The sequence below is a fragment of the Nocardia sp. NPDC060259 genome (assembly GCF_042728775.1).
Taxonomy (GTDB): domain Bacteria; phylum Actinomycetota; class Actinomycetes; order Mycobacteriales; family Mycobacteriaceae; genus Nocardia.
In genome coordinates this window covers 15,495-28,065 of record NZ_JBHXAY010000091.1, presented here as the reverse complement: position 1 = coordinate 28,065, position 12,571 = coordinate 15,495, and the positions used below count along the sequence as shown (strand labels likewise).

14 protein-coding genes are annotated in these 12,571 nt (G+C 69.8%); 2 read left to right on the top strand and 12 right to left on the bottom strand.

The features are described from left to right. Positions 1–50 precede the first annotated feature (50 nt). From ACFWF2_RS26315 to ACFWF2_RS26290, 6 genes are all read right to left on the bottom strand, one after another. Positions 51–803: a hypothetical protein gene (locus tag ACFWF2_RS26315; RefSeq protein ID WP_379310120.1), complete on the bottom strand. Its 753-nt coding sequence runs from the start codon at positions 801–803 to the stop codon at positions 51–53. 66 nt (positions 804–869) lie between these two features. Continuing rightward, the gene (locus ACFWF2_RS26310; protein ID WP_379310119.1) at positions 870–2,120 is read right to left on the bottom strand and encodes an ABC transporter substrate-binding protein; all 1,251 of its coding nucleotides are present in this window, start codon (positions 2,118–2,120) and stop codon (positions 870–872) included. Next, positions 2,110–3,156, bottom strand: a complete 1,047-nt coding sequence (locus ACFWF2_RS26305) for a branched-chain amino acid ABC transporter permease (RefSeq protein ID WP_379310118.1) — start codon at positions 3,154–3,156, stop codon at positions 2,110–2,112. Before ACFWF2_RS26305 ends, ACFWF2_RS26310 begins: the two co-directional genes overlap by 11 nt. Beyond that, positions 3,153–4,031, bottom strand: coding sequence for a branched-chain amino acid ABC transporter permease (locus tag ACFWF2_RS26300; protein WP_379310117.1), 879 nt, complete (start codon positions 4,029–4,031; stop codon positions 3,153–3,155). Before ACFWF2_RS26300 ends, ACFWF2_RS26305 begins: the two co-directional genes overlap by 4 nt. Continuing rightward, complete coding sequence (locus tag ACFWF2_RS26295; protein WP_379310116.1) at positions 4,028–4,762, bottom strand: ABC transporter ATP-binding protein; 735 nt, start codon at positions 4,760–4,762, stop codon at positions 4,028–4,030. The genes ACFWF2_RS26300 and ACFWF2_RS26295 overlap by 4 nt, the downstream gene beginning before the upstream one ends. Beyond that, positions 4,759–5,517 carry an ABC transporter ATP-binding protein gene (locus ACFWF2_RS26290; RefSeq protein WP_379310115.1) on the bottom strand — a complete coding sequence of 253 codons (759 nt, stop codon included), beginning with the start codon at positions 5,515–5,517 and terminating at the stop codon, positions 4,759–4,761. Before ACFWF2_RS26290 ends, ACFWF2_RS26295 begins: the two co-directional genes overlap by 4 nt. A gap of 202 nt (positions 5,518–5,719) precedes the next feature. Between ACFWF2_RS26290 and ACFWF2_RS26285 the strand changes: the two genes are divergently transcribed. Together ACFWF2_RS26285 and hisI are read left to right on the top strand one after the other, a co-directional pair. Next, on the top strand, positions 5,720–7,027 hold the full coding sequence (locus ACFWF2_RS26285; protein WP_379310114.1) for a PucR family transcriptional regulator: 1,308 nt from the start codon (positions 5,720–5,722) through the stop codon (positions 7,025–7,027). Continuing rightward, complete coding sequence (gene hisI, locus ACFWF2_RS26280; RefSeq protein ID WP_189033976.1) at positions 7,024–7,368, top strand: phosphoribosyl-AMP cyclohydrolase; 345 nt, start codon at positions 7,024–7,026, stop codon at positions 7,366–7,368. Before ACFWF2_RS26285 ends, hisI begins: the two co-directional genes overlap by 4 nt. On the opposite strand, the gene ACFWF2_RS26275 is transcribed toward hisI, so the two are convergent. The 6 genes from ACFWF2_RS26275 to ACFWF2_RS26250 all read right to left on the bottom strand — a co-directional run bounded on the left by ACFWF2_RS26275 (position 7,365) and on the right by ACFWF2_RS26250 (position 12,439). Continuing rightward, the gene (locus ACFWF2_RS26275; protein WP_379310113.1) at positions 7,365–7,832 is read right to left on the bottom strand and encodes a MarR family winged helix-turn-helix transcriptional regulator; all 468 of its coding nucleotides are present in this window, start codon (positions 7,830–7,832) and stop codon (positions 7,365–7,367) included. The genes hisI and ACFWF2_RS26275 overlap by 4 nt on opposite strands. A 171-nt stretch (positions 7,833–8,003) precedes the next feature. After that, positions 8,004–9,671, bottom strand: coding sequence for a methyltransferase (locus ACFWF2_RS26270; RefSeq protein WP_379310112.1), 1,668 nt, complete (start codon positions 9,669–9,671; stop codon positions 8,004–8,006). A gap of 14 nt (positions 9,672–9,685) precedes the next feature. Then, on the bottom strand, positions 9,686–10,870 hold the full coding sequence (locus ACFWF2_RS26265) for a 4-hydroxybenzoate 3-monooxygenase (RefSeq protein ID WP_379310111.1): 1,185 nt from the start codon (positions 10,868–10,870) through the stop codon (positions 9,686–9,688). Between the two features lie 63 nt (positions 10,871–10,933). Next, complete coding sequence (locus ACFWF2_RS26260) at positions 10,934–11,509, bottom strand: permease (protein WP_379310110.1); 576 nt, start codon at positions 11,507–11,509, stop codon at positions 10,934–10,936. Between the two features lie 67 nt (positions 11,510–11,576). Continuing rightward, the gene (locus ACFWF2_RS26255; protein WP_379310109.1) at positions 11,577–12,047 is read right to left on the bottom strand and encodes a peroxiredoxin; all 471 of its coding nucleotides are present in this window, start codon (positions 12,045–12,047) and stop codon (positions 11,577–11,579) included. Positions 12,048–12,166: 119 nt separating this feature from the next. Further along, entirely contained in the window at positions 12,167–12,439 is a 273-nt protein-coding gene (locus tag ACFWF2_RS26250) for a hypothetical protein (RefSeq protein ID WP_379310108.1), read from the bottom strand. Positions 12,440–12,571 lie beyond the last annotated feature (132 nt).

Here is a 12,571-nt window from a genome sequence, read left to right as displayed (position 1 = left end):
GCCGGCCCGCCCGTTGGTGGTTCGGGCGGGCCGGCGGAGTGCGGACGGTGCTACTTCGCGGGGGCAGGCACCGTGGGGTCCTTGCAGTACGCGCCGAGTTCGGCCGGGCACGGCGCGACGATCGTCGAGAAGTACTGGTAGGCCGAGAACAGCGCCAGCGGCCCGCCGACCGTGACCAGCCCGACCATGCCGCCGACCGCGCCGAGGGTGGCCGCGCCGAGCACACACCCGGCGACCGTGGCGCCGACCCACGGGACCAGGAGCACGATCACCGGGCTGGCGATGGCCGCACCCGCCGCGCCGCCGACCAGGCAGCCGATACCGCCGCCGAGCACGGCGCCGATGATGGCCGCGACGGCGCTGCCGATGGTCAGGCGCTGGGCGAAGATGCCGAGCGCCGTCTGGTCACGCGGGGTGAAGGATTCGGCGACCTGCTGTACGGCCTTGTCCTGGGTGATCACGTTCGTTGCTGCGGCTGCCGGGGCACCGCCGTCCTTGGATGGTGTCAGCGTGGCTTTGCCGCCGTCGATCGTGGCGGCGATCGGAAAGACCTTGTCGTCCATGCGGTAGGACAGCGGCAGCGCGGCGACCGGGACATCGGCGCCGGTGGTGAGCACCAGTTGGTCGCCGACGACCTGGAGTTTGCCGTCACTGGTGGTGACGACGGCGGTATCGCCCTGCCTGCTGACCTCGTAGTGCACGTCGGTCTGCGCCGGTGCCGGGTCGGCGTGGCCGGTGCCCGCGCCGACACAGAGGGCCAGTGCCGTCAGGGCGGCGGTCGCGAGCGTGGTGGACATTCTCATCGGTGATCCTCATCGATCGGGGGTGTTCTTCGGGTGTTTCGCGGCGTGCCGCGGAACGAGCGGGGGCTATTTGCCGGTGTCGATCAGGCCGTCGGTGAGCGACCAGTGATTGCCCGAGAAGGTCTGGATGCCGACGGCTTCGAGGGGATAGCCGTCGTCCGCGCCGGTCTTCATCGTGATGCCGGGCAGCAGCAGGTCGACCGAGACGTTGTCGAGCGAGCGCATCGCATCGCGCAGGCCCTCCCTGGTCGGGCACGTCGCCGATTCCATCGTCTTGCGGAAGCTCTCGGCCATCGCCCAGCCTGCCAAGGTGTGCTGGTTCTCCGGATCGGCGCCGGGCGCGTACTGCGCCACCTTCGACTTGAAGGTCTGCATGCCCGCGTCCTGGGCCCAGCGCGCGTCGGCCGGGTCCTTGAGGAAGGCGGCGGTGACCACGCCCTGGACGTTCTCCAGCCCGACCGGCCGCAGCGTGGCCATCGTGTTCGACACCTGGGTCACCACGTGCAGCGGATTCCAGTCTGTGTTGCGCACGTCGGCGGCCAGCGCCTGCGAGGCGAACTTCGGGGTCGAGAAATTCAGCAGCACATCGGCTTTCGAGTTCGCGAGGTTGCGGACCTGCGCGTCGACGGTGGGGTCGGTGACCTCGAAGCTCTGCTCCGCGACGACCTTGACGCCGCTGCCTGCGACCCCCTCGGTGAACGCGGCGAGCAGATCCTTGCCGAAGTCGTCGTTCTGGTAGAGCACCGCCACGGTCGCGGTCGGCCGCTGCGCCTTCACGTACGTCGCGTAGGCGAGGGCTTCGGTGCGGTAGCTGGGCTGCCAGCCCATGGTCCACGGATGTTCGGTGCCTGCGCCGAACTTGGTGGCTCCGGTGGCGACGAACACCTGCGGCACCTTGCGCTGGCCGAGGTAGTCCCACACCGCCGAGGACGTGGCAGTGCCGAGGGTCTGGAAGACCGCGAACACCTGATCCTGTTCGACGAGCCTGCGTGTCTCCTCGACGGTCTTGGGCGGCTGGTAGCTGTCGTCGCGCACCACGTACTCGACCTTGCGTCCGTCGATGCCGCCCTGTTCGGCGTTGACGTAGTCGAAGTAGGCCTTGATGCCCTTGGGGAGTTCGCTGTACGCCGAGGCCGGACCCGACAGCGGATACACCCCGCCGAGTTTGATGCTGGTGTCGGTGATGCCGGTGGTCTGCTGACCTTTGCAGTCGCCGAGCCCGACGGTGCCGGTGTCGGCGCCACGACCACCGCAGGCGGTGAGTGTCGCGAGCAGCGCCGCCGCGAGGCCGAGCGAGTGGATCGCCTTAGTGCGCATGTGTTTTCCCTTTCCGAACGAGATGTCCGAGCCGTTGCGCCAGCCGGCCGGTGAGACCGGCCAGTCCGGTGGGCGCGAGGTACATGACCGCGATGATCAGCAGTCCGAAGATGACGCCGGGCGCCGCCTGATTGACGTCCTGGGCGAAGCTGGGCACGAACATCACGAACAATCCGCCGAGCACCGGACCCCACGTGGTGCCGAGCCCGCCGACGACAAGGCCCGCCAGCAGCGTCACCGACAGGGTCAGTGCGAACGAGTCCGGCGAGACGAACGCGATCACCCACGTGTAGACACAGCCGGCGACACCGGCCAGCAGCGCGCTCCAGGCGAAGGCGAGCGTCTTGTAGTGGGCGAGGTTCACGCCGAGCACTTCGGCGGCGATCTCGTTGTCGCGCACCGCGTGCAGCGCGCGCCCCACCCGCGACCGCAGCATCCCGGCGACCAGCACGAAGCTCAGGACGGTGGTGACCAGCGCCAGGAAGTACAGCCACTGATCCTCGGCCAGCCCGGTCCAGGCGGGCGGCACCGGCTTGGTGACGGTGAGTCCCATCGAGCCGCCGGTCAGCCCGTCGAATCGCTTGAGCAGCGGGACCAGGAAGATCGCGATCGCCAGGGTGACCAGCGCCAGGTACAACCCGCGCAGCCGCAGCGCCGGGACGCCGAGCGCGAAGCCGAGGACGAAGGTCACCGCCGCCGCGATCGGGATGGTCGCGAAATACGGTGTGTCCCACCGTTCCATCGCCACGGCCGCGGTGTAGGCGCCGACCGCGAAGAACGCCCCGTGACCCAGCGAGATCTGGCCGGTGTGGCCGACCAGCAGGTTCAACCCGAGCAGGGTGACGGCGTAGATCATGGCCATGGCGAGCTGGAAGGTGCGGAAGGGCACCAGCTGGAACGGCGCCGCGCAGGCCACCAGGATCACCACCGCGGTGGCGATCACCGGCCAGCGGAGCTGTCCGAGCCGGTCGGCGAACGAAGCCGCCGATGGCGCGCCCGAAGTCGATGTCGTCGTTATCGTGTTCAACTCGCTCATACCCGTTCCACCGCCGCGTGTCCGAACAGACCTTGCGGGCGCAGCAACAGCACGCCCAGGATGATCACCAGCGGCACACCGATCTTGAGTTCGGTGCCGATCGCGTCGACATAGGCGCCGGTGAGGGTTTCGGCGACGCCGACGATCAGGCCGCCGGCCACCGCGCCGCCGGGAGAGTCGAAGCCGCCGAGGGTCGCCGCGGCGAAGGCGTAGATGAGGACGCCGCCCATCATGTTCGGCTCGAGGAACAGCAGCGGGGCCGACAGCACCCCCGAGACCGCGCCGACCAGCGCGGCCAGGCCCCAGCCGAGCGCGAGGACGGTGCCGACCCGGATGCCGACCAGCTTGGCGGACTGGGGATTACAGGCCACCGCCCGCATCGCCAAGCCGATCCCGGTGAAGCGGAACAGCAGATACAGCAGTCCCATCACCGCACCGACAACAGCGAAGATGCCGAGGCTGCCGTAGCCGACGCTGATGCCCGCGGTGCGCAAAGCGCCGTCCGGGAACGGATTCGGGAACGACTTCACCTGGTACGACCAGATCCAGCCTGCCACGGCGTGCACGGTGAAGAACAACCCGACCGTGACGATCACCAGGGTGATCTCGGGAGCGCCCTCGACCGGGCGGATCACCACCCGCTCGATGAGCATGCCCGCGACGAAGGAGATCGCCAGCGTGAGCGGCAGTGCCGCCCAGAACGGCATGGTCTGGCTGAGCTGCCAGGCCAGGAACGCCGAGAACATGGCGAGCTCGCCCTGGGCGAAGTTGACGATGCCGGTGAACCGGTAGATCAGGACGAGGGCCAGCGCGAGGCCCGCGTAGATCGCGCCCGCCGAGAGTCCCTCGACGAGTTGCTGCACGAATTCGGTCACGGCTGCACCCGGATTCCCAGGTAGGAGCGGGTGACCTGATCATCGGCCCTGATCTGTTCGGCGGTGCCGGACAACACGATGCGCCCGGTCTCGAGCACATGTGCCTGATGGGCGATCCCGAGGGCCAGATGCGCGTTCTGCTCGACGACGATCACGGTGGTGCGTTCCTCCTCGTTGATGGTGTGCACGATCCCGAACAGCTCCTGGGTCACCAGCGGGGACAGCCCGAGCGAGGGTTCGTCGAGCAGCAGCACGCGCGGGCGCAGCATCAGCGCACGGCCGATGGCGAGCATCTGCTGCTGGCCGCCCGACAGCCCGCCCGCCGGATCGCGGCGCTTGTCGCGCAGGATCGGGAAGTAGTCGTAGATGCGGCGCAGGTCGGCCTCGGTGCCCGAGCGGTCGCGCCGGGTGTAGGCGCCGAGGCGCAGGTTCTCCTCGACCGACAGCGGTGCGAAGGTGCCACGGCCCTCGGGGACGTGGGCGACACCGAGCCGGGCCATCGCCTCCGGAGCGCGGCCGGTCACCTCGGTGCCGTCCAGCCGCAGGGTGCCGCGCACCTTGACCATGCCGCACAGGGCGCGCAGCAGGGTCGTCTTGCCCGCGCCGTTCGGGCCGAGGATCGCGCAGACCGCGCCCTCGGCGACCGAAAAGCTCACGCCGTGCAGCACTTTCGCCGCGCCGTAACCCGCGTGCAGGTCGGTGATGGACAGAAATTCGCTCTGCGCGCTCATGCCGCCGCTCCCAGGTAGGCGCGGATGACGGCCGGATCACGTTGCACCGCTTCGGGTTCGCCCTCGGCGATGACCTGCCCGAACTCGAGGCACACCACGCGATCGCAGGTGCCCATGACGAAACCCATGTGGTGTTCGACCACCACGACGGTGAGGTCGAGGTCGGTCTGCAGCGCGCGCAGGCGTTCGGCGAATTCGTCGACCTCGCCGTGGCTGAGGCCGTTGACCGGCTCGTCGAGCAGCAGCAGCCGCGGCCGGACCGCGAGCGCTCTGGCCAGTTCGATGCGTTTGAGCGTGCCGAACGGGAGGCCCGAGGCCGGATGGTCGGCGACCGCGGTCAGGTCGAGCCGCTCGAGCAGATCGTCGGCTTCGGCGCGCAGGGCCCGTTCTTCCCGCCGGACCTTCGGCAGCCGCAGTCCCGCGGAGACGAAACCGGCGGTGGCACGGTGGTGCGCGCCGACGAGGACGTTGTCGCGCACCGACAGGCGGGGAAACAGGCCGAGGTTCTGGAAGGTCCGGGCGATGCCGAGGCCGGCCAGCGCGTCGGGCCGGACGGTCGACAGATCGGTGTCGCGATAGCGCAGGGTGCCCGAGGTCGGGCGGTTGCGCCGGGTCATGCAGTTGAACAGGGTGGTCTTGCCCGCTCCGTTCGGTCCGATCAGGCCGACCATCTCGCCGGGAGCGACCGCGAACCCGACCTCCCGCAGGGCGGTGATCCCGCCGAAGCGCACCGTCAGGTTGGTTATTTCGAGCATGCGATGACGGTAAGTTCGCAGGTCACCGGCCACATCGGACGTTGCGGACCAAATTCTGCGCGCGATCTCGTCCGCTGCGGACATGGTCCCGGCTCGAGCGGCCGGAGGCGATAGCGGAGCGTGACCGCGGAGGCCGCCCGAGCATGCCGATCGGACACTGCCTGGTTGACACCGGGAAACCGGACATGCAAACTCCCCGGACATGTCGGCTGGATCACATCTGCTCACCGCGTCGGTCTCGGACCCGCTGCACGCCGAACGTGCCCGGATCGTCGCCTGCGCCTACGACCACGCCGACGACATCGCCGACGACGTGATGACCAAGCTGCGCGCCGAGCTGCCCGGCTACGGGACCGCCGACCCCGGCTTCCTCGCAGACGTGCACGACCAGCTGGCCCGGCTCAGCCGCACCGGTCTCGGCGCGCTGCTCGAACGCAAGCGGGTCACCCCGGCCGATGTCACCTACGCCAGGCAGGCCGCCGCGCGCAGGGCGCGCTCGGGTCTGCCGCTGGTCGACTACATCGCCGCGTTCCGGCTGGGTCAGCGCGCCATCTGGAAGTCGCTGCTCGCTCACGCGGGTGACACCGAGGCGGGCCGCGAGGCCGTGCTGTCGCTGGCCGGTCCGCTGGCCCGCTACACCGACCTGATCAGCACCCAGGCCACCGACGCCTACCTGGAGTTCCAGCAGTACGTGGCGGCCGAGTCGGGCCGCGACAGCCAGGCGCTGATGGACACGCTGCTGGAGGGAACGCTGCCCGCGGGCGGGCCGCATCTGTCGGTGGCCACCGCGCACGGGATCGGCGCCGATCGCACCACGCCGCTGGTAGTCGTGACCGCCGTCGTGCTGGACGCGTCCGCCGACGGGCTCAGTGAGACACGGCAACTGGTGTCGGCCGCCGCGGCGCGGGTCGGCGTCAACGGGTTGCGCACGCTCTCGGTGGTGCGCGGCGGCGAGATCGTGGCGATTCCCGCGCTCGGGCGCGACGGTTCGGCGGACCAGCTGTGCGAACGACTGCGCGCGATGCGCGCGGAACTCGCCGCCGAGGGCATCGCGCTCGCCGTCGGCGTGAGCACCGCGGTCACCGAGGTCGCCCAGATCCCGCGCGCCTACCGGCAGGCCCAGGCCGCGCTCGCTCTGCTGCCCGAGGACGGCGGCGTCCTCGCGCTGCCACAGATGACGCCGTTCCGGTACCTGCTGCTGCGGGCCGACGACACCACCCGCCAGCTCGTCGACCCGCGCATCGGCACCGCACTGGCCGACGACCGCGCCCGCGGCGGCTCGCTGGCCGAGACCATCCGCGCCTTCGCCGCCGCCGACATGAACCTGCGCGAGGCCGCCGACACCCTGCGGATCCACTTGAACACCGCCAAGTACCGGCTCGGGCGGATCCAGGAACTCACCGGCCGCAATGTGCGCAGCGTCAACGACCTGGTCGAACTGCTGGTGGCGATCGAGCTGCAGACCGGGCAGTCGGGTCGCCACGGTGCGGCTGTTATAAACGAGGCATGAGCCTGGATCCCGCCATCGCCGCACGCCTCAAGCGCAACGAGGCGGGTCTGGTCGCCGCCGTCGCCCAGGAGAAGTCGACCGGCGACGTGCTGATGATGGCGTGGATGGACGACGAGGCGCTGGCCAGGACCATCGAAACCCGCAAAGGTACGTACTATTCGCGCTCGCGTCAGCAGTACTGGGTCAAGGGCGAGACCTCCGGCCACACCCAGTACGTGCACGAGGTGCGCCTGGACTGCGACGGCGACACGATCCTGCTGATCGTCGACCAGGAGGGCGCGGCCTGCCACACCGGCACGCACACCTGCTTCGACACCGACGTGCTGCTCGCCGCCGACTAGTCGCCGTCCTCGGCGAGCACCCGGTTCAGCCGGTCCGACAGGGTTTCCCCGAGCTCGGCCAGCTGGGCGGTCTGCTCGGCGTCGAGACAGTCCAGGACCAGTCTGCGCACGGCGTCCACGTACCCGGGCGCCGCCTCGAGCACCTTCTCGAAACCGGCATCGGTGAGCACGGCATGCACCCCGCGCCTGCCCGCGGTCGTGTCGCGGCGGGCCCAGCCGAGCCGCTCCAGCTTGGAGACCACATGCGACAGGCGCGATAGCGACGCATTTGCTTTGTGGGCGAGGTCACTCAATTGCAGACGATGGCCCGCTTCCTCGGACAGCAGGCTCAGCACCCTGAACTCGAAATGGGTCAGCCCGGACTCCCGTTGCAAGCGGGTGTCCAATGCGCCCGGGATCCGGGTCATGAGCGCCACGATCGCCTGCCACGCGCGCTGTTCGACGGGGTCGAGCCACTGGGTCATCGCCTGCACTGCCTCGCGGCCGGACGGCAGGGCTGGTGTACTGGGGCGCGCACCGGAATAAGTTTGCCACGACGTCGCTGCGGCGTCCGCGAGATGGCGGTGGTCGTGAGGTCACTCACAGCGGCCCGCGCGATCTATCGCACGGGCCACAGCGGGGCACGGCGAGCATGCTCAACCAGCCCGTCGGGCATGCAGCATCGCGAAACCGAGAGGCAGCTCCTCGCGGGTGATCAGGTCGAGCCCGGCCGACTTCAGCAGGGCTCCGTAGTGCGCGCCGGTTCGTTCGCGACCGCCGACATTGCACAGCATGTGCAGGTCCCAGGCGGGTACCAGGGAACGGGACTCGTCCTCGGGGAGCAGCCGTTCGACGAGGTAGAGCCGGGCGTTGTCGGACATCGCCGCCGCGCAGCGGAGCAGGATGGTCCGGGAGTCGGCGTCGTCCCAGTCGTGCAGTACTCGCGAGAGCAGATAGATATCGCCGCCGGTCGGTACCTCGGCGGTGAAGAAGTCGCCGCCGATGAACTCGCAGCGCGAAAGACAACCCGCTCGGTCGATGGTGGTTCGTGCGCGCGGGAGGGTCGTCTCCCGTTCGAACAGGATTCCGCGCAGGTGCGGATGCGCGGCCAGCACGCGTGCCAGCAGTTCGCCGTTGCCGCCGCCGATGTCGACCACCGTGCGTGCCGTGGCGGCACCGATCTGATCCGCCACCTGGCCGAAGATCGCCGCGCCTGCGGCCATCGCGCTGTCGAACAGGTCCGCGCGGGCGGGGTCGGCGCCGAAGTACTCGAAATGGTGCAGGCCGAAGTGGTGGTCGAAGGCCGTCCGCCCGGTGCGCACGGCGTAGCCCAGTTCGCCGAAGGACTCGTAGAACGCGCCGCCGTACAGGCGGGCCAGCGGATGCAGGGAGGGCCGGGCGTCCGCGGCGAGGAGCGCGCCGACATCGGTGAGTGCGTAGCCCGCTCCGCTCGGCTCGACGACATCGAGCTGGACCAGATAGCGCAGCAGCCGGGCGAGTGCGCCGGGGTCGGTCTCGGTCTGTGCGGCGAGCGCGCTCACCGGGCTGCCCGGTGCCCCGGCGAGCCGGTCGGCGATCCCGCACTCGGCGGTGACGGCCAGCGCCTGGGTGGCCCAGGCTCCGGTGAGCAGCCGCAGCAGCCGTGTCGCCGGGTCGTCGGACTCGCCGATGTGCCTCGCCAGCGCGCGCGGGTTGGCACCGGCGACGTGGAGTTCCATCCGGTCGGTTCCCGCGCCGGGCCGGGCGAAATAGAAGCTGGTCGCGTCCTCCCTGTCGTTGTGGCCGCCGCCGTCGGGACGGAGTCCGCCCGGCCCGGTGAGCAGCGCGCACAGCCCGGCGAGGGCGACGTCGTCGATGGGGCCGGTGGCCAACGCGATGTGGGCTTCGCGCGCGTCGGCGCGCTCGGCGGCCGACACCTGTGCCGGTGCGTCGAGCAGCGCGAAGATCTCTATCTCGCAGGGTGTTCCATCGGCGGCCCGCAGTGCGGCCCGCACGATCTGGACCGGCACGTGCCGCGGATCCAGGCCGTGCCGCGCCGCCAATCGCCGGCGGACAACCACGCTGGGGCCGGTCGATACCACGGCGAGATCGTGCATCGCCAGCATCTCGTCCAGTGCCGCGAGGTCGGGGGGAAACACCAGCACCCCCACATGGTCGAACCGGCAGCGGCCTGCGATCGCTCTGCGTTCGGATTCGCCCAGGTGGGGCAGCAGCCGGGTGAGCACGCTGTCGGTGTCGTGCGTTCTGACGAACCGCACGGCCGCTTCCACGCGGTCGTGATCGAGGGGGTCGATCCGGGGCTGCACTGCCGGCGAACGGGTCACGCGTCCTCCTGGATTCAGATGCCGACGTAGTTCTCCGCGAAAAAGTCCTGGTGTGTCCGTGAGGTGGCCAGGCTGTGCAGCCGGGCACGCTGGAGTTCGCGTTCGAAGGCGGCCTGTGGTCCGGCGGGCGGATGGAGCAGGCCGATCATCCAGTGCGAGAACTCGTGGGCCCGGCGGATGCGCGGCACGCACACGGCCGAATGCCGCCGCAGGCCCGACTCGTCCTTGCGTTCGACGGCGGCGACGAGCGCGAGCGCCAGTGACTGCGCGGTGAGAATGGCCAGATTGGCGCCCTTGGCGGCCGACGGGCTGATCGAGGAGGCCGCGTCGCCCGCGAGGAACATCCGTCCCCGCTGGATCGGGTCGAGGATCTCCGACCGGAGCCGGACCAGGCCGCGCTCGACGATCGGGCCGGTCCGCAGCGGCCCGTACCGGTCGGCGCGAAGTCGCGTGGACAGGGTGGCCCAGACGCGGTCCTCGCTCCAGTTCAGGGGATCCTCGTCGGGCGAGCACTGCACGTAATAGCGGGTGATCTCCGGACTGCGCGGCATCTGCCCGGCGAAGCCGTCGGCGTGAACGCCGTAGACGACGGTCTCGGACGTCGGTGGGGCCTGTGCCAGCAAGGCGAGCCAGGTGATGTCGTAGTCGCATGTCGATCGGGCAACGGCGACGGCGTGTCTGGCGAGGCCACGCGCGCCGTCGCAACCCACCAGATAGCGGGCGGCGATCCGATACGCGCTGCCGTCGGCGGCACGGGCAAGGACCCACGGACGGTCACCGTGCTCGTCACCGATCCGTTCGGCGGTGGTCTGGCAACGCAGGTCGCCACCGCGGCGCAGATACTCGGCGGCCAGATCGGTCACCAGGTGCTGCTGCGGGTAGACGGTGTGTACCTCGCGTCGTCCGAGCTCGTCGTAGGACAGCGCGAAACGTCCGGTGTCACTACGGAATTCGCAAGTCCCATGGGTGCGTCCGCGCTCGCGCAAGCCGGTGTCGAGGCCGTGCTCACGCAGGACCTCGACACTGCCTGGCGCCAGGAAACCGGCCCGCGCTCGCTGCTCGATGTGCGCGCGATCGCGCCGTTCGAGGATCACGGAATCTATCCCGGCCGCTTGCAGGATATTGCCGAGGACCAAGCCGGCGGGACCAGCGCCGAGGACCAGGACCGCGGTGGTGCGATCGGTGCTCGCCACGCGCATGAGACCGGAGCTTAGGACACCTCGGCGGAATCGGAAGCGCGCCGCGAGGGCGTGTTGCCGGGCTTATGTGACATTGCTATCTCGCGCCGGTGGCGTCAGCGTGGACGACGTCGTGGCGGACTTGGCCGCCTTGCGGCGGGTGAGGCCCCGTTTGCCCATCAGGGCGAGGACAAGCAGGAAGATCACCGCTGCCACGATGGCGCCGACCAGGCAGGCGCCACGGAAGGCGGGGGCGTCGACATCGAGGATGCGCTGACCGGCATGGGCGGCGTTGTTGCCGCCGAGCACGATCGTGAGAGTCATCAGGTTGGGCAGCGCGCCGAGCAGGGCGATGATCACCGCGGCGCCCGCGATGAACTTGCCGCCCTTGCGGTTCCACATCCGCACCGCGAGCAGCAACAGCAGCAGTGGCACCAGCGTGAACACCAGGCCGTAGACCAGACCCCACCAGATGCCCTGGCTGAAGCTGCCGTGCACCAGGCTCGCCAGCCGCTGTGCCCACCAGCGTGGGATGAACGACGACAGGATGAAGTAGGCGATCACCAGGACAGCGGCCGTGGCGACCGTGACGGTCGCCCGATTGCGCCACACCGTCGCGGTCGGCTTCTGACCGCTCGACCGCACCTCGCCGGTTGTCATGTCCTCAGCGTAGATGCGGTCATCGGGCCGGACGCCGATCCGGCGCCCGGCGTTTCCGGATAGGTTGCTACTCGCCCGTAGTCGTGCGGGCGCGTAGGAAGGCCAGCGCCTCGTCCGCGTGCACGGCCGCGCGGAGTTCGCCGGTCACGACCTTCAGGATCGTCCGGTCGGTGTCGATGACGAAGGTGTGCCGCTTCACCGGGGCGAGTTTGCCGAGCAGACCGCGCTTGACGCCGAACGCAGCGGCCACCGCGCCGTCGGCGTCGGAGAGCACCGGGTAGTCCAGGCGCTGCTTGGTCGCGAAACCGGCCTGCACCTCGGTGCTGTCGGTGCTGATGCCCGCGCACGAGGCGCCGATGGCGGCGAACTCCGCGCTCAGGTCGCGGAAGTGGCAGGCCTCGGCCGTGCACACCGGGGTATTGGCCGCCGGGTAGAAGAACAGCACGAGCGGGCCGTCGGCGAGCAAGCCGTCGAGCGTGCGGAGCTGGGCGGACTGGTCGGGGAGCTCGAACTGCGGAGCGCGCTGGCCTGGCTGCATGACCCGACCCTATCGACCTGCCGCCGAGCGCGAAAGATCCCCGTCCGCCGAGACGAACGGGGATCGAATTCGTGATCGGCGGGCACCGCCCCCGACGGACCGCACCCGCCGAGCGGTGCCTAGCGCTCGAGCAGGGCCGCGATCGCCGGGTTGCGGATCTCCATCACGTCGAGGATGCCGTGGACACGCAGCATCGGCTCGAGCTGCCGGATCAGGTGGCAGTGCGCGGCGTACTCGTCCGGGTAGATCTTCTCGTCCAGGTCCTGCACCTCTTTGGCGTAGGTGACGAACGACGTGAGTGCGCTGGCCGTGGACTGCTGACGGGGACCGAAGTGCTGCTGCGACATGACGGCCGGCCGGCCGTCCTGTACGCCCTGAAGCGAGGGATTCAACATTGCTCCTCTCGGGAAAAGGGATACCGCATGCGACATGGAACGCGCGCGAGTGTAGTGATGCCGATCACCCCGTCTCGCGGCGCGGGTCGGGTCAGCGCACAGGTGCTGCGGCACGCCTGGGATGATGGG

Bases quoted from the DNA above. Each gene is read 5' to 3' on its own strand.
- ACFWF2_RS26315 (WP_379310120.1), bottom strand. From the start codon at position 803: ATGAGAATGTCCACCACGCTCGCGACCGCCGCCCTGACGGCACTGGCC.
- ACFWF2_RS26310 (WP_379310119.1), bottom strand. From the start codon at position 2,120: ATGCGCACTAAGGCGATCCACTCGCTCGGCCTCGCGGCGGCGCTGCTC.
- ACFWF2_RS26305 (WP_379310118.1), bottom strand. From the start codon at position 3,156: ATGAGCGAGTTGAACACGATAACGACGACATCGACTTCGGGCGCGCCA.
- ACFWF2_RS26295 (WP_379310116.1), bottom strand. From the start codon at position 4,762: ATGAGCGCGCAGAGCGAATTTCTGTCCATCACCGACCTGCACGCGGGT.
- ACFWF2_RS26290 (WP_379310115.1), bottom strand. From the start codon at position 5,517: ATGCTCGAAATAACCAACCTGACGGTGCGCTTCGGCGGGATCACCGCC.
- ACFWF2_RS26285 (WP_379310114.1), top strand. From the start codon at position 5,720: ATGTCGGCTGGATCACATCTGCTCACCGCGTCGGTCTCGGACCCGCTG.
- hisI (WP_189033976.1), top strand. From the start codon at position 7,024: ATGAGCCTGGATCCCGCCATCGCCGCACGCCTCAAGCGCAACGAGGCG.
- ACFWF2_RS26275 (WP_379310113.1), bottom strand. From the start codon at position 7,832: ATGACCCAGTGGCTCGACCCCGTCGAACAGCGCGCGTGGCAGGCGATC.
- ACFWF2_RS26265 (WP_379310111.1), bottom strand. From the start codon at position 10,870: ATGCGCGTGGCGAGCACCGATCGCACCACCGCGGTCCTGGTCCTCGGC.
- ACFWF2_RS26260 (WP_379310110.1), bottom strand. From the start codon at position 11,509: ATGACAACCGGCGAGGTGCGGTCGAGCGGTCAGAAGCCGACCGCGACG.
- ACFWF2_RS26255 (WP_379310109.1), bottom strand. From the start codon at position 12,047: ATGCAGCCAGGCCAGCGCGCTCCGCAGTTCGAGCTCCCCGACCAGTCC.